The organism is Klebsiella sp. FDAARGOS_511 (assembly GCF_003812845.1).
GTDB lineage: Bacteria > Pseudomonadota > Gammaproteobacteria > Enterobacterales > Enterobacteriaceae > Klebsiella > Klebsiella grimontii.
This window is the reverse complement of sequence record NZ_CP033824.1, coordinates 945,558-966,470: the sequence shown is the minus strand read 5'-3', so window position 1 is coordinate 966,470 and position 20,913 is coordinate 945,558. Positions and strand designations below refer to the sequence as shown.

The following is a 20,913-nucleotide window of genomic DNA, read 5'->3' as shown; positions in this document are numbered from 1 at the left end:
GGAGCCTGCTCCCCCTGATTAATGTTATGTAAAAATCCCTTCCCGTTTTCCCTCGCTGGCTACCCTTATCGCATTGCTGACAAAAGGAGTATGCCATGCGCCAGACCCTTACCCTGATCGCCCTTATCGCGCTGTTGTTGCCAACGGCAAGCCTTGCCGCCCGGGAGCGCGTAGAGGTGTTGCAGAACCAGCTTGAACACCCATGGGCGCTGGCCTTTCTTCCCGACGACAGGGGGATTCTGATTACCCTGCGCGGCGGCGAGCTCCGGCTGTGGCAGCGGGATAAAGGCCTCGCGCCTGCGATTTCGGGCGTGCCGCAGGTCTGGGCCAACGGACAGGGCGGTCTGCTGGACGTGGCGCTGGCCCCGGATTTCGCCCAGTCGCGCCGGGTCTGGCTGAGCTACGCCGAAGGGGGAAGTGACGGCAAGGCCGGGACCGCCGTAGGTTACGGCCGACTGAGCGATGACCTCCAACGCCTGGAAAATTTCCAGGTAGTTTTCCGCCAGCAGCCGAAGCTCTCAACCGGCAATCATTTTGGCGGACGGCTGGTGTTCGACGGCCTCGGTTATCTGTTTATTGGACTCGGGGAGAATAACCAGCGTTCGACCGCTCAGGATCTTGATAAGCTGCAGGGAAAAGTGGTGCGGCTAACGGCTGATGGCAAGGTCCCGGATGATAATCCTTTTGTCGGCCAGGCCAGCGTCAGGCCTGAAATCTGGTCTTACGGTATACGTAATCCACAGGGGATGGCGATGAACCCGTGGAGCGATACGCTGTGGTTAAATGAGCACGGGCCGCGAGGCGGGGATGAGATCAATATTCCGCGAAAAGGCAAAAACTACGGCTGGCCGCTGGCGACGCACGGCATTAACTACAGCGGCCTGCCGATCCCCGAAGCCAAAGGCAAAACGGCGGAAGGAACCGAAGCGCCGCTGTTTGTCTGGGAGAAGTCGCCGGCGGTGAGCGGTATGGCGTTTTACGACGCGCAGACCTTCCCACAGTGGCGTCACCGGCTGTTTATCGGCGCGCTGAAGGATAAATCGCTGATTGTTCTCAAGGTTGACGGCGATAACGTCACGGAACAGGAGCGGATTCTGGGCGATCGCGGAAAACGTATCCGCGATGTGCGCGTTGGACCCGATGGTTATCTGTATGTGCTAACCGACGAATCCAACGGCGAGCTGTTGAAGGTGAGCCCGGCGGGCTAATATCAGGTGACCGGGATCATCACCACGTTGCGCCAGGCCTGGCGCTGGTTAATTTGCTGATACCAGCGCTGCAGGTGCGGGCGCGGTTGCCAGGTTTTAACGGTTTCCAGCAGGTTATAAATGAACGGCGCGACGGCGATGTCGCCGAGGCCGAAGGACTTGCCTGAGAGCCACTGATGACGCGACAGTTCATCATCCAGAATGGCGAACAGCTTTTCGCAGGCGGCAATTCCGGCTTCAATCGCGGCGGGGTCGCGTTTTTCCGGCGGGGTTCTCACCAGCCCCATTAAAATCGGCCGATGGGCCGGCGAGAGCGAGCCGTTTGCCCAGTCCATCCATTTCTCGCCCTGAGCGCGTTCGGCGGGCGACTCCACCCACAGGCGATCCTGACCATACTGCGCGGCCAGATAGCGAATAATGGTGTTTGATTCCCAGAGCACGATATCGGTCGTCTCATCTTTCAATAGCGGTACCAGCCCATTGGGATTCATGGCCAGATAGGCCGGATCGTGATTCAGACCGAACTCCAGGCCTGCCAGAATTTGCTGATACGGGAGGTCGAGTTCTTCCAGCACCCAGCGCACTTTCTTCACATTGGTCGAGTTGTTTCTGCCCCACAGCGTAATCATATCCGCTCCTGCTTTTTATTAAGCCGCCGTTGCGGCGTAGTGAGCATTCATGTTGGAATAAAGTTAATATTTAGGCAACCGCGATCAAAAAAATTGCGCTGTTTGCAGCACCGGGCGAGGTTATTGCGTAAACTTTAAAAACTTTACCAACTCGCTGTTTCTTTAAGGTCATTTGTACGCTTTACTCACCGGCTGCTGCGGCGCCGAACGAGTGTGGCGGCATATTTTTGTTTGGAAAGGATACTTGGGTGGCTCTTATGACGCATGATGCTTTTTCCCTTCGCGGCCTCGCGGCAGGCTGCGCGCTTTTATTTCTCGTTGCGCCTGCGGTGCAGGCTGCAGAACAACTCCCCGATGCGCCATCCATTGACGCGCGAGCCTGGATCCTGATGGACTATGCCAGCGGCAAAGTGCTCAGCGAAGGCAATGCCGATGAAAAACTCGATCCGGCGAGCCTGACCAAAATCATGACCAGCTATGTTGTCGGCCAGGCGTTAAAGGCGGGTAAGATTAAGTCGACCGATATGGTGACCATCGGGCGTGACGCGTGGGCAACCGGTAACCCGGCGCTGCGCGGCTCATCGGTGATGTTCCTTAAGCCAGGGATGCAGGTGTCGGTCGAAGATCTTAACAAGGGCGTTATCATTCAGTCCGGCAACGACGCCAGCATCGCGATCGCCGACTACGTGGCGGGCAGCCAGGACGCGTTTGTCAGCCTGATGAACGGCTATGCGCAGAAAATGGGCCTGACCAACACCACCTTTATGACCGTGCACGGTCTGGATGCGCCGGGTCAGTTTAGTACCGCCCGCGATATGGCGCTGCTCACCAAAGCGATGATCCATGACGTGCCGGAAGAGTATGCGATCCATAAAGAAAAAGAGTTCACCTTCAACAAAATCCGTCAGCCGAACCGCAACCGTCTGCTGTGGAGCACGAACCTCAACGCAGACGGCGTGAAAACCGGGACCACCGCCGGGGCGGGCTACAATCTGGTTTCTTCCGCGACGCAAAACGACATGCGCCTGATTGCCGTCGTGCTCGGCACCAAAACTGACCGCATCCGTTTTAACGAATCAGAAAAACTGCTGACCTGGGGTTTCCGCTTCTATGAAACCGTAACGCCGATTAAACCCGATGCCACCTTTATTACCCAGCGCGTCTGGTTTGGCGATAGCAGTGAAGCGAAGCTGGGGGCGGGCGAGGCCGGTTCCATCACGCTGCCGAAAGGTCAGCTGAAAAACCTCAAGGCCAGCTACACCCTGAATGATACGCAGCTGACCGCGCCGCTGACCAAAGGGCAGGTGGTCGGCACCATCGACTTCAAGCTGAATGATAAAACCATTGAGCAGCGGCCGCTGATTGTGATGGAAGCGGTAAACGAAGGCGGTTTCTTTAGCCGGATGATCGATTTCGTGCTGATGAAACTGCACGGCTGGTTCGGCGGTTGGTTCTCTTAAAATACAGGCCGCGCCCTGCGGGGCGCGGTTAGTAAAGCAGTGAAATCTGTTTTTCCTTCGCCAGCGCGAGCAGATCGTCATCCGGACACACGTCGCTGGCAATCACGTCAAATTGCGATAAATCCCCCATCCGCGCCGGGCGAACTTTACCAAATTTACTGTGATCGACGACCAGCACATGGTAGCGCGCGCTTTTCATCGCCCAGTGTTTGACCGGCAGCTCTTCCAGGTTAAAACAGGTCGCGCCCTGCTCGTAATCGACGCCCGCGGCGGAATAAAACGCGATGTCCGGGCAAAGGTGGCTCAGCGTATCCTGCAGGCTCAGCGGTTTGAAAATGGCGTTGCTGGCGTGGAACTCGCCGCCGCACAAAATCGCGCGGCACTGGGGTTTTTCCTGCAAGGAAAGAAAGGTATTGAGCGAATAGCAGACCCCGGTAAAGGGCAGGGCGCTATCGATGGCGTCGATGATCCAAGGCGTGGTGGTCCCGCAGTCAAAAAAGGCCATTTGGTGGGGCTCAAGCAGCTTAGCCGCATGGCGGGCTGCGCGGCGTTTTTCATCCACAAGGCGTGTTTTCTGATCGCTCAGCAGATAGTGCGTTGCGCTGCGCGGCTCCAGAACGATATAGCCGCCCAGCAAAACGACCGGGCCGCTGTGGCCGTTGAGATCGCGACGAATGGTCATCTCAGACACGCCAAGCAGGGTGGCCGCTTCTTTTAGATGGAGTTTATCACTGCGCTTGAGTGCCTGAGTAAGCTGACTGATGCGTTCGTCACGACGAGTTTCCATATTCCCTCTAAGCTGAAAGCGCCCTGCATTGACAGGGCGTCAGCGGCGATTTTACCTGCCGGAAGAGGCTTAGTCACGCGCAGGAATCGGGCGCTGCCGCAACTTTACCGGCTGGTCAGGAACGTCTATTCGCGCACCCAGCCTTTACGAATCGGCAGCGAAAAGAACAGTCGGTACAGCCGCTGCAGATGCTGATAGAGGGTTTTTCCGCCGCTTTGCCACAGCAGTTGGGCGCTGAGGCAGGCGATCATCGCGGTGAGCAGCCCGCCCAGCATGTCCATCGGCCAGTGCACGCCGAGGTAGACCCGGGACCAGGCAATCGCGCAGGCAAGGGCGAACAGCAGCGCTCCCGACCACAGGCGGTGCCAGAACATAAAGGCCAGCGCAAAGGTAAAGCAGATCGTGCCGTGATTGCTCGGGAAGGAGTTATTGGGCGAATGATGCAGGAAGTTATAGCCAATACCGGCGGCAAACGGACGGTCATGCGGAAAAAACACGCCGAATATCCACGAAAGCGTCAGGCTAATGGCTAATGCCATCATGACCTTAAAGACTAACTGCCGCTGGTTTGGACCCCAAAGCCATAAGGCCAACACCAATAATGGCACCATAATTATCAGGTCTTTGGCGATAAACGTCGCGATTTCAATCGCCCACCACGGCGACGCGGGGGTAGCGTTGAGGAATGCAAACAGCGAGTAGTTAATATTTTCCAGCATACATCCAGGCTCTTGGGTCCGTTAGCAACAAGCCGCCTACCTTAAAAAACGGTGGCGATAAGGTAAAGCAGTATTGTCTTAATTATCAGTTTGTTATGAATGAAAGTGTGAGTGTGGCTTCGTTAACAGACTGAGTAAAGGAGTATATAGCCTGTAATCTAATTGAAACATAAACGAAATACATACAGCTGGATTTTGAATGGTTGCTGGTGATGCGCTATCTGCGTGGCGATATTTTGCTTTATCGCTCACAATTCGCTATCTCCCCGCGAAGACTTTCATTAAACTTTGCGCGGTTTTATTTAAATAAGAGATTTCATGCATAATTCTTCGCTTTCAGGCAAACGCCTCGGACGTCAGGCGCTGCTCTTTCCGCTATGCCTGGTGTTATACGAATTCGCCACCTATATCGGCAATGACATGATCCAGCCGGGCATGCTCTCGGTGGTGGAAGAGTTTGGCGTGGGCAATGAGTGGGTGCCGACCTCAATGACTGCCTATCTGGCCGGCGGTATGTTTTTGCAGTGGCTGCTGGGGCCGCTTTCGGACCGCATCGGCCGCCGTCCGGTGATGCTGACCGGGGTGGTGTGGTTTATCGTGACCTGCCTGGCGACGCTGCTGGCGCAGACTATTGAGCAGTTCACGCTGCTGCGCTTTTTGCAGGGTATCAGCCTGTGCTTTATCGGCGCGGTCGGCTATGCGGCGATACAGGAGTCTTTTGAAGAGGCGGTGTGCATCAAGATCACCGCCCTGATGGCCAACGTCGCGCTGATTGCGCCGCTGCTTGGGCCGTTGGTGGGGGCGGCCTGGGTTCATCTCCTGCCGTGGGAGATGATGTTTGTCCTGTTTGCCGTGCTGGCCGCTATTGCCTTTTTCGGGCTACAAAAGGCGATGCCGGAAACCGCCACCCGCATGGGCGAGAAGCTATCGGTAAAAGAGCTGGGGCGTGATTATCGTGAGGTGCTAAAAAACCTGCGCTTTGTCGCCGGCGCGCTGGCCACCGGTTTCGTCAGCTTGCCGCTGCTGGCGTGGATTGCCCAATCGCCGGTGATCATCATCAGTGGCGAGCAGGCGACCAGCTACGAATATGGCCTGCTGCAGGTGCCGATTTTTGGCGCGCTGATTGCCGGGAACCTTGTGCTGGCGCGCCAGACTTCACGCAAAACGGTGCGCTCGCTGATTATTCTCGGCGGCTGGCCGATTATGATCGGCCTGCTGATCGCCGCCGTGGCGACGGTGGCGTCGACGCACGCGTATCTGTCGATGACCGCCGGGCTGAGCGTTTACGCCTTCGGGATTGGTCTTGCCAACGCCGGGCTGGTGCGTCTGACGCTGTTTGCCAGCGAGATGAGTAAGGGGACGGTGTCGGCAGCGATGGGGATGCTGCAAATGCTGATCTTTACCGTGGGTATCGAAGTCAGCAAGCACGCCTATGAGTCTGGCGGCAGCGGGCTCTTCAGCTTGCTCAACCTGCTGAGCGGGGTGCTCTGGCTGGCGATGACGGTCTACTTCCTGAAGGATAAACGCGTGGGCAACGCCCTCGAACCGCAGTAACCTTCAAATGCTCTGCTGCGACGTGACGCGCCGCAGCAGGCGCTGCCTCAGGCGAACGGCGCTTCGCGATTCAGTACTTTATCAATAATATGCAGCACGCCTTCTTCGTTATTGTGCGGGGCACGGTAGCCGGCGACGGCCTTCACCGGCGCGGCGGCGTTGGCCATCGCGAAACCGAATCCGGCGTGCTGCAGCATTTCGATATCATTGCCGCTATCGCCAAACGCCACCACTTCATGGTTCTCGATGCCCCAGCGTTCCTGCAGGATGCGCAGTCCGTTGGCTTTATGCACCCCGGGAATAATCAGGTCAATGCTGCCGTAGCCGGTGGCGACCGCGGTCACCATATCGCCAAGCGCGGCGTGCAGCTTCGGCTGAATCTGCGGGATCAGCTGGTCCGGCACGTTGAGTCCGAATTTCAGAATTTCATCATCAGCAATATGATTAAAATCGTCGACCATTTCGAGGCGATGATAGTACTTCGCCGCGACCGCTTTCAGCTCATCGTTATAGCGGTTGAGGGTGTAAGCGCTGCGCTTACCGCAGGCGATAATTTCAATGTTGGCCAGCGTCTGGAGATGGTCGATAACGGTATTGAAATGTTCCTGCGGCATCCGGCAGTTAAACACGTCCTCGCCGGCGCTGACCACCCAGCCGCCGTTTTCGGCGACAAAAGCGATTTCGTGCGCCACCTCAGGGAAGAAGGAGATGAGCTGGTAATACTGGTTGCCGCTGGCGACGACGAAGCGGATGCCCTGCACACGCATCCGCGCATACTGGGCGAGGAAACGCTGACGGTTATAGGTTTTGGCATCGCTCAGAAAGGTGCCATCCATGTCTACCGCAATCATTTTGATGCTCATTAACTGTTCTCCATCACGGGTTCAGATTGTGGCTTCGCTACCGCGCGGGCGACGATGGCCGCGACCAGCACGAGTGCCAGCACCACCATCATGGCACTGCGCAGGCCGAAGTGTTCGCCGAGGAAGCCCAGCAGCGGCGGCCCGACGAGGAAGGCGAGGTAGCCGGTAATCGCCACCACGCTGACGCGCTTCGGCGCATCGGGGCCGGTGTCACTGGCGGCGGAAATGGTCAGCGGGAAGCCCAGCGACGCGCCGAGGCCCCATAATAGTACGGAGAGACCGGCGACCCACGGGTTGTCGACAAAAATAATCAGGCCAATACCGAGCGCGCCCATCACCGCGCTGGCGCGTACCACCGTCACCCGGCTGTAGCGGTCAATAAACCAGCCGCCGGTAAAGCGGCCGAGGGTCATGCCGAGGGTGAAGCCTGCGTAAATAAGCGAGCCGGAGGTCGGGCTGAAGCCGTGGCCGTCCACCATCAGCAGCGGCAGCCAGTCGTTGGCGGAGCCTTCGGCAAAGGCCATGGCCAGGACGATTACGCCAATCAGCAGCAGCTGGGCATCGCGCCAGATCGGCTGGCCTTTGCCTTCATGGCGCGCCGCTTCCGCCGCATTTTTGCCGGTGCCTTCAGGAATCGCGCGAATGGCGATAGCAATGGGGGCGACGGCCACCAGCGCCGCCAGCAGGATGTGCGGCGCGGCGGGCAGGCCGAAGCCGGTTACCGCCATGCCAATCCCGGCGCCGACGAGCGTGCCGAAGCTGTAGAAACCATGCATCATTGGCAGGACGGTTTTATTCATTTCGCGTTCAACGGCGGCGCCTTCGACGTTAATCGCCACTTCCGCTGAGCCAAAGCTGGCGCCGAAGATGGCTAAGCCAATGGCAAACAGCACCGCCGATGTGAACCATAGCGCGGCGCTGAGCACAAGCATACCGACCACCGCGCACGACATGGTGGCGCGAATCACTTTACGGGTGCCGAATCGATTGACCAGCCACGCTGAGCAGAGGATGCCGCTCATCGAACCTATTGAGAGTCCAAATAATACAATCCCCATTTCCGCCGTCGATAGCGCGAGCAGATCGCGAATCGCCGGCGTGCGGGTGGCCCATGAGGCCATGAGTAATCCGGGGATAAAAAAGAACATGAAGAGCGCCCACAGCCTTAGCTGAAGGGCTCTGCGTGAGGTTTGCGCTGTCATCCGTAAATGCCCGAGAGTGAAGAGATGCAGACAACAGTAGCAAGGTTGTGTACATTTGTACATCCAGGTTGCTTGCTGAGGAATGCTTTTTTATTGACCTCTATGATTCGATTCAGCCTGAGGCATATTAAATGAAAGAGGAAAAAGTATGGCCCGTCGACCAAACGACCCGCAGCGGCGGGAGCGGATTTTGCAGGCGACGCTGGACACGATCGCGATACACGGCATTCATGCGGTTACGCACCGGAAAATCGCCACCTGCGCGGGCGTGCCGCTGGGCTCGCTGACCTACTATTTCAGCGGCATTGAGGCGCTGGTCGAAGAAGCGTTCAGCCTGTTTACCGGCCAGATGTCGGCGCAGTATCAGCAGTTTTTTGCCGATGTGCATAATCGCCGGGAGGCTTGTGACGCCATTGCCGAACTGATTTTTAGCGCCCAGGTCACCACCGCGCGCAATATGGAGCTGATGTATCAGCTGTATGCTTTTTGCAGCAGCCAGCCGAATTTAAAAGCGGTCATGCAGAACTGGATGCTGCGCAGCCAGCAGACCCTTGAGCAGTGGTTTGAACCGGCCACGGCCCGCGGGCTTGACGCCTTTATCGAGGGGATGACGCTGCACTTCGTGACCGACAGAGCGCCGCTATCAAGAGAAGCGATTCGACTGATGGTCGACCGACTGGCGGGGGAGTGAGCTGGGAGCAGAAAACAAAAAACCCATCAACCTTGAACCTAAATGGCGGGGTTGATGGGCTCCACAAAATGGGGACATCAAAGAAAAGCAGTGGCACTACTTATGACTGATGCCAGCAAAAAAAGTTCTGCGTATACGCGTTTTTTTTCTGAAAAGTTTACTGTAGCCCCGGCCAGATGATGACAATCAGCGTACCCGCCAGGGTTAACAACACGTTAGCGATGGCGTAGGTCCCCGCGTATCCCAGCGCCGGAATATTGCTGCGCGCGGTATCGCTGATGATTTCCATCGCCGGCGCGCAGGTGCGGGCGCCCATCATGGCGCCGAAGAGCATCGCGCGGTTCATGCGCAGGACGTACGCGCCGAACAGGAAACAGATAACCACCGGCACCAGGCTGACGATAAGGCCTGCCGCCAGCATCTGACCGCCGACGGCGCCGAGGCCGTTATTAATGCCGGCGCCGGCGCTGAGCCCCACGCCGGCCATAAATACCATCAGGCCGAACTCTTTCACCATATTCAGCGCCCCCTGCGGGATATAGCCGAACGTCGGATGGTTGGCGCGCAGGAAGCCGAGCATGATGCCGGCAAATAGCAGACCGGCGGCGTTACCGATGCCGAAGCTGAACGAGCTGAACTGGAAGGTGATCATGCCGATCATCAGGCCAACGATAAAGAAGGCGCAGAAGGCGAGCAGATCGGTTACCTGGCTGTGGATGGAGATAAAGCCGATCCGATCCGCGACGGTTTTGACGCGACGCGCGTCGCCGCTAACCTGCAGCACATCGCCTTTGTTGAGCACGACGTTGTCGTCGATCGGCATTTCGATCTGGCTGCGGATAACGCGGTTTAAGAAGCAACCGTGATCGGTAAGCTTTAGCTGCGCCAGGCGGCGGCCGACGGCGTTGTGGTTTTTGACCACGATCTCTTCGGTGACGATGCGCATATCGAGCAGATCGCGGTCGAAGACTTCTTTGCCGTTACGGAAGCTTGGGTCGAGGCGGGCGTGGGCATCTGGATAGCCCACCAGCGCGATATCGTCGCCCATCTGCAGCACCGCATCGCCGTCCGGATTCGCCAGAATGCCGTTGCGGCGGATGCGTTCAATGTAGCAGCCGGTCTGGCGGTAAATGCCTAGCTCGCGCAGGTTTTTGCCATCAGCCCATGCCACCAGCTCCGGGCCGACGCGGTAGGCGCGGATCACCGGCAGGTACACCTTACGCCGGGAGTCGGTATCGAGGCCGCGCTCGCGGGCGATTTGCTGGGCGCTGGTCTGCAAATCCTGATGCTGCAGCTTCGGCATATAACGGGCACCGACGATCAGGCTGACCAGGCCAACCAGATAGGTCAGGGCATAGCCAAGACTCAGATGATCGAGCGAAAGGGCTAACTGGTCGCTGGGCAGACCGAAGTGGCGTAGCGTATCTCCGGCGCCAACCAGCACGGGGGTAGAGGTCATGGCGCCGGCGAGCATCCCTGCCGTCAGGCCGATATCCCAGCCGAATAGCTTACCCAGCCCCATGGCGATCAGCATCGCGCTGCCGACCATCACCAGCGCGAGCATCAGGTAATTTTTCCCATCGCGAAAAAAAATAGAAAAAAAGTTAGGTCCCGCCTCCACGCCGACGCAGAAAATAAACAACATAAAGCCGAGATTGAGGGCGTCAGTGTTAATACTGAAATGCTGCTGCCCTAATAATAGGGAAACGACTAAAACGCCAATGGAATTACCAAGTTGTACCGACCCGAGACGCAGTTTCCCGAGGCAGAGTCCTAATGCTAGTACAACGAACAATAACAGGATGTAATTCCCGTTTAACAAATCTGCGACGTTTATATTCACGAAAGCCAACTTCTCATTTACTAGTAAGTTGTTGAAGGAAATGGTTATTTGGTCTAAGGTTGGTCCAGTGTTCGCGTTGTCCCGAACGCTATTCTGGCATCCCGTTATAACCAGCAAAATATAGTCGACAGTTTAATCCTTCCTGGAGGCTGCGGCTAGTAACAATCGTTTTTACATTGACGGGATCTTTTATTGGCATGGATTGCCAGAATCTTTATCTGACTGGGCGAAGTGGAAGTTGGTTAGAGGCAAAATCAGGAGGATGTCGTGAAATCTGAGCGTGCTTGGGCCGGTATTATCTGTGGGTTCTTTCTATTTATTGTGGTTTGTTTGTCACTACTGTTACATATGAAAGGCGCCTTTCGGGCTACCGGTAACCCTGAGCTCGGGCTGCTGTTCTTTTTGCTACCCGGTGCGGCGGCAAGCTGCCTTTCTCCCGGACAGCGGGTCATTCGTCCGCTTATCGGCGCGATGCTGGCTGCGCCCGTCTGTCTGGTGGTCATGCGGCTTTTCTTTGTGACCCAGCGTTCTTTCTGGCAGGAACTGGCGTGGTTATTTAGCGCGGTATTCTGGTGCGCGCTGGGCGCGCTGTGCTTTTTGTTCATTTGCGCCTGGCTTGATACCAGACGCAAACACTCGTCAGAGGAGTGAGCTGTCTTAGGCGAACAGGCCGAGATTCTCTTTCGCCCAGGCTTCAAAGTCAGTGCAGCCGCCAATGTGCTTCTGATCGACAAAAATCTGCGGTACGGTTTCTACCGGTTTACCCACGGTTTTTTCCAGATCGGCTTTGCTGATACCTTCTGCGTGAATATCAATGTAGCGATAGTTAAAATCATCGCGCTCATTGCTCAGTTTTTCCGCCAGCTCTTTGGCGCGAACGCAATAGGGGCAGCCTGGACGACCAAAAATTACCGTAAACATAGTCTCTCTCCTTAAACCTCAGCCGGATGGCGAATGGCGGGTATCATGCCGCGTTATGTCGACGAGGGAAAGAAGGTTCTGCCTTTTGCTTCGATGGCTTAAGGCTATGTTTGTTAAATACTCTGCTGATGAAACCGCTATACTGGCCTGATACGCGACTGGTTTTTGCCCGGGAGCGTGCATGATTTGGACCGGAGGAGCGTTATGCGATCGCCCGCTGCATTACCCACAAGCATTCTGGTAGTTGAGATTATCGGCATGGTGCTGTTGACCCTGGCCTGGCTCTCGCTCAACCAGTACGTCAGCCTGCCCGCGCCGTTTTCCAGCCCGACGGCGGCGCTGCTGATGATCTTCGCGGGGATCCTGCTGATGCTCCCGGCCGCCGTGGCGTTAATCTGGCGCGTGGCGCAAGTCATTGCCCCGCAGTTGACGCACACGAAAACCCCACCTTCCTCATTGCCTGACAGAGAAAAACGAGATGACGCCGACCATTGAGCTGCTGCGTAGCCACCGTTCTATTCGCCATTTTACCGACGCGCCGATAAGCGACGAACAGCGCGCTGCGATTATTGCCAGCGCGCAGGGCGCTTCCAGCTCCAGTTTTTTACAATGTTCCTCAATTATTCGCGTTACCGACCCGGAAATACGTCAACAGCTGGTCCCGCTGAGCGGCGGCCAGCAGCACGTGGCGCAGGCCGCGGAGTTTTGGGTATTCTGCGCTGATTTTAACCGCAATCTGCAAATCTGCCCGGACGCTCAACTGGGCCTCGCCGAGCAACTGCTGCTGGGCTGCGTCGATACCGCTCTTCTGGCGCAGAATGCGCTGGTGGCGGCGGAATCCCTTGGGCTGGGCGGTGTCTATATCGGCGGCCTGCGCAACAATATCGATGCGGTGACCGAACTGCTTAAGCTCCCGCAGCACGTACTGCCACTGTTTGGCCTGTGCCTTGGCTGGCCGGACGATAATCCGGAAGTGAAACCGCGCATGCCGTCGGCGATGCTGGTGCATGAAAATCACTATCAGCCGCTGGATGAGACGGTCCTTGCGGAATATGACGAGCAGATAGCGCAGTATTATCTCTCGCGCGGCAGCAACACGCGTCGTGATACCTGGAGCGACCATATCCGCAGGACTATCGTCAAAGAGAGCCGTCCATTTATTCTGGAATATCTGCATAAGCAGGGATGGGCTACGCGCTGATTGCGTGTAAACTGCCCCCGGTCTGACGTAAGGAAATTCCGCAGGTCAGCGCTCATTGACTAACAAAGGCCCGCCGGAGCGGGTCTTTTCGCAGAGGTGCAGGGTGAAAATTGCCATATTATCCCGGGATGGAACGCTTTATTCATGTCGACGCCTGCGTGAAGCCGCGCAAAAACGCGGACATCAGGTGGAAATCCTCGATCCGCTGTCCTGCTATATGAACGTCAGTCCGGTGGCCTCATCGATTCACTACAAAGGCCGCCAGCTCCCGCATTTTGACGCCGTCATCCCGCGCATCGGCACGGCGATTACCTACTACGGCACCGCGGCGCTGCGTCAGTTTGAACTGCTGGGCAGCTATCCGCTCAATGAGTCCGTCGCTATCACCCGCGCCCGCGACAAGCTGCGTTCGCTCCAGCTACTGGCGCGTCAGGGAATCGACCTGCCGCTCACCGGGATTGCCCATTCGCCAGACGATACCAGCGACCTGATCGCGATGGTTGGCGGCGCGCCGCTGGTGGTAAAGCTGGTGGAGGGCACTCAGGGCATCGGCGTCGTACTGGCCGAAACGCGGCAGGCGGCAGAGAGCGTCATTGATGCTTTTCGCGGTCTGAATGCGCATATTCTGGTGCAGGAGTATATCGCCGAGGCGAAAGGCCGGGACGTGCGCTGCCTCGTGGTGGGCAATGAGGTCGTGGCGGCGATTGAGCGGCGGGCGAAGGAGGGAGATTTTCGCTCTAACCTGCATCGCGGCGGCGTAGCGTCGGTGGCGTTTATCAGCGAGCAGGAGCGTGAAATGGCCATCAAGGCCGCGCAGACGCTCGGGCTGGACGTCGCTGGCGTTGATATTCTGCGCGCCGCGCGCGGTCCTCTGGTGATGGAGGTCAATGCTTCTCCTGGCCTGGAAGGGATTGAAACCACTACCGGCGTCGATATCGCTAGCAAAATGATCGCCTGGATCGAACGGCAAGCCACGCCCGGATTTTGTCTGAAAATGGGCGGATAATTCCCTTTCACGACACCGTCATGGAACAGGACGCTTTTTTTGCGTAAGCTATGGCGTCGCATTTTTCACAGTAAGAGGTCACAGGTCATATGGATTCACTGGTCGTTCCGGGTCTTGATACATTACGTCAATGGCTCGACGAATTGGGCATCAGCTTTTTTGAGTGTGATTCCTGCCAGGCACTGCACCTGCCGCATATGCAAAATTTCGAAGGCATTTTTGATGCCAAACTTGACCTGGTGGATAACGTGGTGCTTTTCTCTGCGCTGGCTGAGGTGAAACCCTCCGCGCTGTTGCCGCTTTCCGCCGATCTTTCTGCGATTAACGCCAGTTCGTTGACGGTCAAAGCTTTCCTCGATATTCAGGACGATAATCTGCCGAAACTGGTGGTGTGTCAGGCGTTGACCGTCGGCGTCGGCGTGACCCTCGACCAGTTCGCGTGGTTTTTCCGCCAGAGCGAAGAACAGATTTCTATGGTTATCCTTGAGGCCAGCGCCAATCAGGTGCTGTATAAGTCCGAGGAAGAAGAGCCGGCGGCTGAGAATATTCAGTACCATTTTCTTCACTAAGCCTGTCGAAAAATAGCGCAGCCACTGCCATGGCGGCTGCGTATTACGTGCTTTTATTCTGCTATTAACCTTCCTGCAAAGAATTTTTCACCGCCATTCTGCCGCTTTCGGCTTATCACATAGACCCTTATTGCATAAAAAATTGATAAAAGCCGTTTTTTTACCTGGGCTATAGCCTCTTATTCTGGCTACAGTTATTCTGACGCTGCTTCCAGTTGCGGGCAACCATTCCGGGAGAGGTCCTCTCTCCTTTTCTTAGGCAATGAAAAAATATGCATGATTATTGCATGCGAACAAGTGCGTATATTCAGCCCGCTTGTTAACGGGCATTGAGAAGGAATAAGAGATATGACCGCCTTTGGTAAAAAATGGTTAACAGGTCTGGTTACGGGTGCGCTGATGGCCGTTTCTGCCGGTTCGCTCGCAGCCGAACAAAAAACCCTGCATGTTTATAACTGGTCTGATTATATTGCGCCGGATACGGTGGCGAATTTTGAAAAAGAGACCGGCATTAAAGTGGTGTATGACGTCTTTGACTCCAACGAAGTGCTGGAAGGTAAGCTCATGGCGGGCAGCACCGGTTTTGATCTTGTGGTGCCGTCGGCGAGCTTCCTTGAGCGCCAGCTGGCGGCAGGGGTTTTCCAGCCGCTGGATAAGAGCAAACTTCCCAACTGGAAAAATCTCGATCCGGAAGTGCTGAAGCTGGTAGCGAAGCACGACCCGGACAATAAATACGCGGTCCCGTACCTGTGGGCGACCACCGGTATTGGCTATAACATCGATAAAGTGAAAGCGGTGCTGGGCAAAGATGCGCCGCTGGACAGCTGGGATCTGGTGATGAAGCCGGAAAACCTGGAGAAACTGAAAAGCTGCGGTGTCTCTTTCCTGGATGCTCCGGAAGAGATTTTCGCTACCGTGCTGAACTACCTCGGCAAAGATCCTAACAGCAGCAAAGCCGACGATTACACCGGCCCGGCCACCGACCTGCTGCTGAAGCTGCGGCCGAATATTCGCTATTTCCACTCCTCACAGTACATCAATGACCTGGCGAATGGCGATATCTGCGTCGCTATCGGCTGGGCGGGCGACGTATGGCAGGCGGCTAACCGGGCGAAAGAAGCGAAGAATGGCGTTAATGTTTCCTACTTTATTCCGAAAGAGGGGGCGCTGGCGTTCTTTGACGTCTTCGCGATGCCAGCCGATGCGAAAAACAAAGATGAGGCTTATCAGTTCCTCAACTATCTGATGCGCCCGGATGTTATCGCCCACATCAGCGATCATGTCTATTACGCTAACGGCAATAAAGCCTCTCTCCCGCTGGTCAGCGAAGAGATCCGCAATAACCCGGCTATTTACCCGCCGGCTGACGTCTTCGCCAAGCTGTTCACGCTGAAAGTCCAGGATCCGAAAATTGACCGCGTGCGTACTCGCGCATGGACGAAGGTGAAAAGCGGTAAGTAATTCTCCGTGAGTTGTAGGCCGACGATGCCTCGTGCTGTCGGCAACAGGCGCACCGCGATGGTGCGCCTGCACCATGATTTGATTTCTGCCGGAGAACACCCCGTGAATGATGTGATTCCTCGCCCGCAGGCGAAAACCCCTAAAGCGCTGACCCCGCTACTGGAAATCCGTAATTTAACCAAATCGTTTGACGGTCAGCACGCCGTCGACGACGTCAATCTCACTATTTATAAAGGCGAAATTTTCGCTCTGCTGGGCGCATCCGGCTGCGGCAAGTCAACCCTGCTGCGCATGCTGGCAGGTTTTGAACAGCCCACCGCCGGACAGATTGTCCTGGATGGCGTCGATCTGGCGCGGGTGCCGCCGTATCAGCGGCCGATTAATATGATGTTCCAGTCCTACGCGCTGTTTCCCCATATGACGGTTGAGCAGAATATCGCCTTTGGCCTCAAGCAGGATAAATTGCCCAAGGCCGAAATCACCAGCCGGGTGCAGGAGATGCTGGCGCTGGTGCATATGCAGGAGTTTGCAAAACGTAAACCGCATCAGCTCTCCGGCGGCCAGCGTCAGCGCGTGGCTCTGGCCCGCAGTCTGGCGAAAAGACCGAAACTGCTGCTGCTTGATGAGCCGATGGGGGCGCTGGATAAAAAGCTGCGCGATCGGATGCAGCTGGAAGTCGTCGATATTCTTGAGCGCGTCGGCGTCACCTGCGTGATGGTGACCCACGATCAGGAAGAAGCGATGACCATGGCGGGGCGTATCGCCATTATGAACCGCGGTAAGTTCGTGCAAATCGGCGAGCCGGAGGAAATCTACGAACACCCGACCACCCGCTACAGCGCGGAGTTTATCGGCTCGGTCAACGTCTTTGAAGGGCTGGTGAAAGAGCGGCAGGAAGATGGCCTGGTGCTGGACTCCCCGGGCCTGACCCATCCGCTGAAGGTCGATCCCGATGCCTCCGTCGTTGATAACGTCCCGGTGTGGGTGGCCCTGCGCCCGGAAAAAATCATGCTCTGCGAGGACCCGCCCGCGGATGGCTATAACTTCGCGGTGGGCGAGGTTATCTATATAGCCTATCTCGGCGACCTGTCTATCTACCATGTGCGCCTGAAAAGCGGGCAGATGCTGAGCGCTCAGCTGCAGAACGAACATCGTTACCGTAAAGGGGCGCCAACCTGGGGTGATGAGGTGCGTTTATGCTGGGATGCCGATAGCTGCGTCGTGTTGACGGTGTAAGGAGAGGGCGATGAGTACATTAGAACCCCCGTCAGGCGTAAAAAAACCGGGCGGTTTTGCGCTATGGCTGGCGCGACTGCAGATGGCCCACGGGCGCAAGCTGGTTATTGCGCTGCCCTACGTGTGGCTGATCCTGCTGTTCCTTCTGCCGTTCCTGATTGTTTTTAAAATCAGCCTGGCGGAGATGGCGCGGGCGATCCCGCCGTACACCGACCTGATGGAGTGGGCCGACGGTCAGCTCACGTTGACGCTGAATCTCGGGAATTTCCTGCAGCTCACCGACGATCCGCTCTATTTTGAAGCCTATCTGCAGTCGCTTCAGGTGGCGGCGATCTCGACGTTCTGCTGCCTGCTGTTGGGGTATCCGCTGGCGTGGGCGGTGGCGCACAGTAAGCCATCGACGCGAAATATCCTGCTGCTGCTGGTGATCCTGCCGTCATGGACCTCGTTCCTGATCCGCGTCTATGCCTGGATGGGGCTGCTGAAAAGCAACGGCGTGCTCAATAACTTCCTGCTGTGGCTGGGGGTCATCGACCAGCCGCTGGAGATCCTGCACACCAACCTGGCGGTCTATATCGGTATTGTCTACGCCTATCTGCCGTTTATGGTGCTGCCGATCTATACCGCTCTCACGCGTATCGATTACTCGCTGGTTGAGGCATCGTTGGATTTGGGCGCCCGACCGCTGAAGACTTTCTTCCAGGTCATCGTTCCGCTCACCAAAGGCGGGATTATTGCCGGGTCGATGCTGGTGTTTATTCCGGCGGTCGGGGAATTCGTTATCCCGGAACTGCTGGGCGGCCCGGACAGCATTATGATTGGCCGCGTGCTGTGGCAGGAGTTCTTCAATAACCGCGACTGGCCGGTCGCCTCGGCGGTGGCGATTGTGATGCTGTTGCTGCTGATCGTGCCGATAATGTGGTTCCACAAGCATCAGCAAAAACAGGTGGGGGAACACGGATGAATAATTTGCCGGTAGTCCGTTCGCCGTGGCGAATTTTAATACTGCTGCTCGGCTTTACCTTCTTGTATGCGCCGATGCTGATGCTAGTGATTTACTCGTTCAACAGCTCAAAGCTGGTGACGGTATGGGCCGGGTGGTCGACACGCTGGTATCGCGAGCTGTTTCATGACGATGCGATGATGAGCGCGGTAGGCTTAAGTCTGACCATTGCCGCCTGCGCCGCGACGGCGGCGGTGATCCTCGGTACTATTGCCGCGGTAGTGATGGTGCGTTTTGGCCGCTTCCGCGGTTCAAACGGCTTTGCTTTTATGATCACCGCGCCGCTGGTGATGCCCGATGTGATTACCGGCCTGTCGCTGCTGCTGCTGTTTGTGGCGCTGGGGCATTCCATTGGCTGGCCGTCGGATCGCGGCATGCTGACCATCTGGCTGGCGCACGTCACCTTCTGTACCGCGTACGTCGCGGTGGTCATTTCATCGCGCCTGCGTGAGCTTGACCACTCTATTGAGGAGGCGGCGATGGATCTGGGCGCCGCGCCGCTGAAGGTCTTTTTCGTCATTACGCTGCCGATGATTATGCCGGCGGTGGTCTCCGGCTGGCTGCTGGCCTTTACGCTGTCGCTCGACGACCTTGTCATAGCCAGCTTTGTTTCCGGACCAGGGGCGACGACGCTGCCGATGCTGGTCTTCTCCAGCGTGCGCATGGGGGTCAACCCAGAGATTAACGCCCTGGCGACGTTAATCCTCGGCGTGGTCGGGATTGTTGGTTTTATCGCCTGGTATTTGATGGCCCGCGCGGAAAAGCAGCGGGTGCGCGATATCCAGCGTGCAAGAAGCGGCTGAACCACCTAAAATCTGCAATAGAGTTAACATCGGCGCCGCACTTGAGGCGCCGTTTTCATGGAAGACTTTACGTTGGGATTGTTTACTAAAACGCGTTCGTCTCATGCTCGTCTTAACGTTCCTGCGCTGGTGCAGGTGGCGGCCTTCGCCATTATTTTAATCCGCGGCCTGGATTTGCTGATGATCCTCAATCAGCTTGGCGTTCAGGGAATCGCGGATTTTGTCCATCGCAGCGTGCAGACGTGGGCGCTCACGCTGGTGTTTCTCTCAAGTCTGGTGCTGGTGTTTATTGAAATCTGGTGTGCGTTTTCGCTGGTAAAAGGGCGCAACTGGGCGCGTTGGCTGTTCTTGTTGACGCAGATTATCGTGATTGGCTACCTGTGGGCCGCGTCATTGGGCTACGGTTATCCCGAGCTGTTTAGTATTGCCGGGGAATCGAAGCGCGAAATCTTTCGCTCCCTGGTGCTGCAAAAACTACCGGATCTGCTGGTGCTGGCGATGCTGTTTGTGCCGGCCCCGTGCCGACGCTTTTTCCGTTTACAGTAACGGTGATACAATCCCCGCCCCTGTTTTTTTGAAGGTCTTGTTATGCATTGCGCACTTTATGACGCGGGCCGCTGCCGCTCCTGCCAGTGGCTGGAACTGCCGGTATCCCAACAGCTCGCCGATAAAATGGCCGATCTGCGCGCGCTTCTCGCCGATGCGCCCGTCGCTGAATGGTGCGCACCGGTTTGCGGGCCGGAAAGCGGGTTTCGCAACAAAGCGAAAATGGTGGTCAGCGGTAGCGTGGAGCGCCCGCTGCTCGGGATGCTGCACCGTGATGGCGCCCCGGAAGACCTGACCGACTGCCCGCTTTATCCGCAAAGCTTCGCACCCGTCTTCGCTGCGCTCAAGCCGTTTATCGCCCGCGCTGGGCTCACGCCCTATAACGTTGCCCGCAGGCGCGGAGAGCTGAAGTACATTCTGCTGACCGAAAGCCGGCTCGACGGCGGTATGATGCTGCGCTTTGTCCTGCGTTCGGAGACCAAGCTTGCCCAGCTGCGCGCCGCGCTGCCGGCGCTGCAGGCGCTGCTGCCGCAGTTGAAAGTCATTACCGCCAATATTCAGCCGGTACATATGGCCATCATGGAAGGAGAGCGGGAAATTTTCCTTACCGACCAGCAGGCGCTGGCGGAAAATTTCAACGGCGTGCCGCTGTGGATCCGCCCGCAAAGCTTCTTTCAGACCAACCCTGTGGTAGCCAGCCGTCTGTATGCCACCGCTCGCGACTGGGTGCGTCAGCTGCCGGTCAACCATATGTGGGATCTGTTCTGCGGCGTCGGCGGCTTTGGTCTGCACTGCGCCACACCGAATATGCGCCTGACCGGGATTGAAATTGCCCCGGAGGCGATTGCCTGCGCGAAGCAGTCGGCGGCAGAGCTCGGCCTGCATAACCTGCATTTCCAGGCGCTTGATTCCACGCAGTTTGCCACCGACGAAGGCGAGATCCCGGATCTGGTGCTGGTGAATCCGCCGCGTCGCGGCATCGGCGACGAGCTATGCGCGTATTTAAGCCGTATGGCGCCGGAGTTTATTATCTATTCCAGCTGCAGCGCCCGGACGATGGCGAAAGATATTGCTCGCTTGAGCGGTTATCGTATTGAGCGCGTCCAGCTGTTCGATATGTTCCCCCACACCGCCCATTATGAGGTGCTGACCCTGCTGGTTCGCGAAGTATAAACAAAATGTGAACTCTTCAGGTGCTGAAGATCGGGTAA

At 56.8% G+C, this 20,913-nt stretch carries 22 protein-coding genes; 15 read left to right on the top strand and 7 right to left on the bottom strand.

Annotation, left to right across the window (positions count from 1 at the left end; translation table 11 throughout):
* The first annotated feature begins 95 nt into the window (after positions 1-95).
* Positions 96-1,208: a PQQ-dependent sugar dehydrogenase gene (locus EGY08_RS05795; RefSeq protein WP_049111941.1), complete on the top strand. Its 1,113-nt coding sequence runs from the start codon at positions 96-98 to the stop codon at positions 1,206-1,208.
* A gap of 2 nt (positions 1,209-1,210) precedes the next feature.
* On the opposite strand, the gene EGY08_RS05790 is transcribed toward EGY08_RS05795, so the two are convergent.
* The gene (locus EGY08_RS05790) at positions 1,211-1,837 is read right to left on the bottom strand and encodes a glutathione S-transferase family protein (protein WP_123828311.1); all 627 of its coding nucleotides are present in this window, start codon (positions 1,835-1,837) and stop codon (positions 1,211-1,213) included.
* A 257-nt stretch (positions 1,838-2,094) separates the two neighbouring features.
* On the opposite strand from EGY08_RS05790, the gene dacC reads away from it, so the two are divergent.
* Complete coding sequence (gene dacC / locus EGY08_RS05785; RefSeq protein ID WP_029669928.1) at positions 2,095-3,297, top strand: serine-type D-Ala-D-Ala carboxypeptidase; 1,203 nt, start codon at positions 2,095-2,097, stop codon at positions 3,295-3,297.
* A gap of 28 nt (positions 3,298-3,325) precedes the next feature.
* Here dacC and deoR read toward each other — a convergent pair whose 3' ends face one another.
* Positions 3,326-4,084, bottom strand: coding sequence for a DNA-binding transcriptional repressor DeoR (deoR, locus tag EGY08_RS05780; RefSeq protein WP_123828310.1), 759 nt, complete (start codon positions 4,082-4,084; stop codon positions 3,326-3,328).
* A gap of 125 nt (positions 4,085-4,209) precedes the next feature.
* Positions 4,210-4,803, bottom strand: a complete 594-nt coding sequence (ybjG, locus tag EGY08_RS05775) for an undecaprenyl-diphosphate phosphatase (protein ID WP_004130818.1) — start codon at positions 4,801-4,803, stop codon at positions 4,210-4,212.
* Between the two features lie 318 nt (positions 4,804-5,121).
* Here ybjG and EGY08_RS05770 point away from each other — a divergent pair, with 318 nt between their 5' ends.
* A complete protein-coding gene (locus EGY08_RS05770) occupies positions 5,122-6,357 on the top strand; it encodes an MFS transporter (RefSeq protein WP_123828309.1) in 1,236 nt (411 codons plus the stop codon).
* Positions 6,358-6,404: 47 nt separating this feature from the next.
* Here the strand turns inward: EGY08_RS05770 and EGY08_RS05765 are convergent, their stop codons facing one another.
* Both EGY08_RS05765 and EGY08_RS05760 read right to left on the bottom strand, forming a co-directional pair.
* Positions 6,405-7,220: a Cof-type HAD-IIB family hydrolase gene (locus EGY08_RS05765; RefSeq protein WP_123828308.1), complete on the bottom strand. Its 816-nt coding sequence runs from the start codon at positions 7,218-7,220 to the stop codon at positions 6,405-6,407.
* Positions 7,220-8,422, bottom strand: coding sequence for an MFS transporter (locus EGY08_RS05760; RefSeq protein WP_032721352.1), 1,203 nt, complete (start codon positions 8,420-8,422; stop codon positions 7,220-7,222). Before EGY08_RS05760 ends, EGY08_RS05765 begins: the two co-directional genes overlap by 1 nt.
* 148 nt (positions 8,423-8,570) lie before the next feature.
* Between EGY08_RS05760 and EGY08_RS05755 the strand changes: the two genes are divergently transcribed.
* Positions 8,571-9,113 (top strand): TetR/AcrR family transcriptional regulator, encoded by a 543-nt coding sequence (locus EGY08_RS05755; protein ID WP_004130826.1) that lies wholly within the window; start codon positions 8,571-8,573, stop codon positions 9,111-9,113.
* A gap of 157 nt (positions 9,114-9,270) precedes the next feature.
* Here EGY08_RS05755 and EGY08_RS05750 read toward each other — a convergent pair whose 3' ends face one another.
* On the bottom strand, positions 9,271-10,956 hold the full coding sequence (locus EGY08_RS05750) for an aspartate:alanine antiporter (RefSeq protein WP_004134610.1): 1,686 nt from the start codon (positions 10,954-10,956) through the stop codon (positions 9,271-9,273).
* 267 nt (positions 10,957-11,223) lie between these two features.
* Here EGY08_RS05750 and ybjM point away from each other — a divergent pair, with 267 nt between their 5' ends.
* Positions 11,224-11,607, top strand: a complete 384-nt coding sequence (gene ybjM / locus EGY08_RS05745) for an inner membrane protein YbjM (protein ID WP_004130832.1) — start codon at positions 11,224-11,226, stop codon at positions 11,605-11,607.
* Positions 11,608-11,613: 6 nt separating this feature from the next.
* Here the strand turns inward: ybjM and EGY08_RS05740 are convergent, their stop codons facing one another.
* Positions 11,614-11,877 (bottom strand): GrxA family glutaredoxin, encoded by a 264-nt coding sequence (locus tag EGY08_RS05740; protein WP_004100567.1) that lies wholly within the window; start codon positions 11,875-11,877, stop codon positions 11,614-11,616.
* A 204-nt stretch (positions 11,878-12,081) separates the two neighbouring features.
* On the opposite strand from EGY08_RS05740, the gene EGY08_RS05735 reads away from it, so the two are divergent.
* From EGY08_RS05735 to rlmC, 10 genes are all read left to right on the top strand, one after another.
* Positions 12,082-12,372 carry a YbjC family protein gene (locus tag EGY08_RS05735; protein WP_004130834.1) on the top strand — a complete coding sequence of 97 codons (291 nt, stop codon included), beginning with the start codon at positions 12,082-12,084 and terminating at the stop codon, positions 12,370-12,372.
* Entirely contained in the window at positions 12,356-13,078 is a 723-nt protein-coding gene (nfsA, locus tag EGY08_RS05730) for a nitroreductase NfsA (protein WP_004130836.1), read from the top strand. Before EGY08_RS05735 ends, nfsA begins: the two co-directional genes overlap by 17 nt.
* Before the next feature lie 103 nt (positions 13,079-13,181).
* Positions 13,182-14,084, top strand: coding sequence for a 30S ribosomal protein S6--L-glutamate ligase (gene rimK / locus EGY08_RS05725; protein ID WP_004130837.1), 903 nt, complete (start codon positions 13,182-13,184; stop codon positions 14,082-14,084).
* An 89-nt stretch (positions 14,085-14,173) separates the two neighbouring features.
* Positions 14,174-14,653 carry a YbjN domain-containing protein gene (locus EGY08_RS05720; protein WP_004130838.1) on the top strand — a complete coding sequence of 160 codons (480 nt, stop codon included), beginning with the start codon at positions 14,174-14,176 and terminating at the stop codon, positions 14,651-14,653.
* Between the two features lie 348 nt (positions 14,654-15,001).
* Entirely contained in the window at positions 15,002-16,114 is a 1,113-nt protein-coding gene (gene potF / locus EGY08_RS05715; protein ID WP_004130840.1) for a spermidine/putrescine ABC transporter substrate-binding protein PotF, read from the top strand.
* 102 nt (positions 16,115-16,216) lie between these two features.
* Entirely contained in the window at positions 16,217-17,350 is a 1,134-nt protein-coding gene (gene potG, locus EGY08_RS05710) for a putrescine ABC transporter ATP-binding subunit PotG (protein WP_004134592.1), read from the top strand.
* Positions 17,351-17,360: 10 nt separating this feature from the next.
* Entirely contained in the window at positions 17,361-18,314 is a 954-nt protein-coding gene (gene potH, locus EGY08_RS05705) for a putrescine ABC transporter permease PotH (protein ID WP_004130845.1), read from the top strand.
* Positions 18,311-19,156: a putrescine ABC transporter permease PotI gene (gene potI, locus EGY08_RS05700; protein WP_004130847.1), complete on the top strand. Its 846-nt coding sequence runs from the start codon at positions 18,311-18,313 to the stop codon at positions 19,154-19,156. Before potH ends, potI begins: the two co-directional genes overlap by 4 nt.
* Before the next feature lie 57 nt (positions 19,157-19,213).
* Entirely contained in the window at positions 19,214-19,702 is a 489-nt protein-coding gene (locus tag EGY08_RS05695) for a YbjO family protein (RefSeq protein WP_004100588.1), read from the top strand.
* A gap of 42 nt (positions 19,703-19,744) precedes the next feature.
* Positions 19,745-20,875: a 23S rRNA (uracil(747)-C(5))-methyltransferase RlmC gene (gene rlmC / locus EGY08_RS05690; RefSeq protein ID WP_112165355.1), complete on the top strand. Its 1,131-nt coding sequence runs from the start codon at positions 19,745-19,747 to the stop codon at positions 20,873-20,875.
* Positions 20,876-20,913 lie beyond the last annotated feature (38 nt).